Source organism: Kluyvera intermedia (assembly GCF_021440345.1).
Taxonomy (GTDB): Bacteria; Pseudomonadota; Gammaproteobacteria; order Enterobacterales; family Enterobacteriaceae; genus Kluyvera; species Kluyvera intermedia_A.
In genome coordinates this window covers 1-2,984 of sequence record NZ_JAKCNS010000132.1, presented here as the reverse complement: position 1 = coordinate 2,984, position 2,984 = coordinate 1, and the positions used below count along the sequence as shown (strand labels likewise).

3 protein-coding genes are annotated in these 2,984 nt (G+C 37.4%); all 3 read left to right on the top strand.

What is annotated here, in order from left to right:
• A partial coding sequence (locus LZ634_RS22095; RefSeq protein WP_234508880.1) for a phage protein Gp13 family protein occupies nt 1-367 on the top strand: 367 nt, incomplete at its 5' end.
• Between the two features lie 2 nt (nt 368-369).
• Nucleotides 370-978, top strand: a complete 609-nt coding sequence (locus tag LZ634_RS22090; protein WP_234508879.1) for a hypothetical protein — start codon at nt 370-372, stop codon at nt 976-978.
• Between the two features lie 18 nt (nt 979-996).
• A partial coding sequence (locus LZ634_RS22085) for a hypothetical protein (protein WP_234508878.1) occupies nt 997-2,984 on the top strand: 1,988 nt, incomplete at its 3' end.

The window sequence follows — 2,984 nt, the reverse complement described above, 5'->3', positions numbered from 1 at the left end:
GTATATTTCAAAAGATGAAAGCATTTCATTATTACAGCAACTAATAGAAGTTAGTTGTAATTTCCCTGTTCATGCAATGGTTCATAATGGTATTACTTTAGCCGTTGGTGGTGAAGTCGGGGGATGTGTCTGGTTCATTACAAGTAGTCTATTAATGAGTTCACCTAAAGAAGATAAACGCGAGTTTATTAAAATAATGACTGAACATAAGGACGAAGTATTAACACGTGAATCTATTATCTATAACTACGTTTGGGAAGGTAATAAATCACACATCAATTTTCTAAAAGCAATGGGTGCTGAATTCCCAATTAATACAGAAGATGTTCCAGAACATTTTAAACTATTCATAATCAAAGGGAGGTAAATATGTGTTTACCAGTAGCCGCAGTCATGGCTGTAACAGCAGCGGCGGCAGTAGCTCAGCAAGCGTCAAGCAATCATGATATGGCAAAAGCAGAAGGACAACGTGCAGACGCAGCACGTCTACAAGCTCAACAATATGTAATTCAAAATAACATAAATCAAAATATGGCAAATCTTGCAGATAGAGATGCTTATGAAAAAGCTGTTCAGGAAATGACAGCCAGCAATTTACAAGGTTATCAAAACCTATCAGCAGTTGAAAACGCAATTTCTGAAAGTGGTCTTAAAGGTCGTAGTGTCGATCGTGCTCGTCGTGAAGTCCAAGCTGATATTCAAAACAACGCACTAAATATTGATAATGAGTATAAGCGTAACTACGCTGAAATATTTGGACAGAAACTAACGTCACAACAGAACGCAGCGGCAAATATTAATTCATTAGATCAAGATGCACATAAAGCTTCCGGGTGGGGTCAGGTGTTTGGCTACATTAATTCCGGTGCGGGAGGTGCAATGCAAGGTTATCAAATGCATTCAGCAATGAAGGATGCATTCCCTTCAGGCAGTAGTTCGACTGGTGATAAGACTTCCACTAACTCACTACGTAAATAATTTAATAAGGAAAATAAAATGGCTCAAAATTCAATTGGTCAAGTCATTGACAACATGCGTTTGAATAAACAGGCAACAGGAACAGCGACTTCCACAACTAACTTTAGTTATACGCCAACACAAGAAATAGTTAATAAACCCAACACGGGTTTAACTGATGCACTTGGTGGACTAATTGAATTTGCCAAGTCTGCAACTGTAGCCGTTGATGCATATGGTAAGACAATGAAGAAACAAGGTGATGAACGTAGTGATGAAATCATTCGTACAATGACACCTGAACAACGTGCACAAGCTCTTGGTAATGGAACACTATTATATCAAGACGATCCATTTACTATGGCTGCACTTCACCAGAAAGTAGCACAATCAGCAATTCTACTTTCTGACAATCAAATTCAAAGTAACATTGCAAATGGCAATTACAAAGATCAGAAGTCATTAAATGATGATATTGTTTCACAACGTATGGCAGCCGCAGCACAAGTAGCAGAACTTAACGGTTTTGATATTAATAATCCTGAATTCCAGAAAGGGTTAAATGCTCAAGCAAGCCAACGTACATTAGCATTACAAGAATCATTTCTACGTAAGCAATCAGAAAACACTCGGACTAATGCCAACTTCCAACAAACAGTAGAATTAAATTCAGTAATTAAGAATCCATTTAATCTTCAACCATCACAAGTTGCAGATCAAGTAGTATCCTTAATTAACAACTCTACGTTATCAGATCAAGATAAAGTTTCTCAGTTGGGTAATGCAATGCAGACTATTTCCGGTTCTGCTAATGGTGCTGCAATTATAAATGAAATCCGCACACGTCAGTTTAATGTATTTGGTAGTTCAGTAACTCCCGTTCAGATGTACGGTGAAGCAAGTATGCAGAAATATCAACAAGCAAGTGATGCATCCACGTACAGTATGGATCGTAAAGCTCGTGATGATTTCAATGGAGAAATCCAACGTATTCAATCAATGTCAGATCCATCACAACGTTTGTCTGCTATTGCTGGTCTACATGAAAAACTAAACAAAACTCAATATGGGCAAATGGAAACACCAGAACGTCAACAGTTATTCACGTTGCAACAGCAAACTGAAAATATGCAACGCCAAATTAATGATCAGAATGCTGCACTTCAAGCTAAACAAACACAAGCAGATGGACGTGCAGATGTAATTTATTCACAGATGCAACAAGCGGCATTCGGAAACACTAATGCTGTCATTGATATGAATGGTCAAGCTACTAATGAAGCGTTAGGAAAGTTCACAACTGAAGATACAGTTAATGCGGCTAACCGTTATTATAATAATGTGATGAGTGATAATAATCTTACCGCAGATCAGAAATCAGAAAAGATTCTCTATATGTCTGCACGTACACCAAAGGGGCAAGGTCTTAATCTTCTACTTCAAAATAAAGTTAACCAAGCTCAAGTTCAATTTAATGCGGCTGGTATTAATGGACAATTAGACTTTGGCAAGACTCCAGAACTAAATGAACTAATGCAACTTTATAAATCTAACCCGGCTGCTCTCGCAACAGTATTAGGTTCTGATAAAGATGGTATGGCTTTATATGGCAACGTTGCAATGCTGGTTGGTGCTACTGAAGCTGGTATTGATCCAACCATTATTGCACAGGGTGTACAGAAGATGAATTCAATGGACGATACTGAACGCCAGTTAGTTCAAAGTAAAACTTCAGATTTTGATAAAGCTACCGTTACTTCTTCTCAATACATTGGTAAATCCGGTTTACCTTCAGAGATAGCTCGTAATATCTTTAAACTTTCCTACATCACTACTCGTAATGAAACGGTATCACAGCAATTAGCAAGAAAGTATCTTGATGATTATACTATCGACTTTAACGAAAGTGGGGTGCAAGGTTCATTAATGAAATCTTCAATTCAGGTCACTGAAGATCCACGTTCAACACAATTTGGTTTAGATATTATCAAAAACAAAGTAAATGAAATAACTACTAAGTTTCCTTA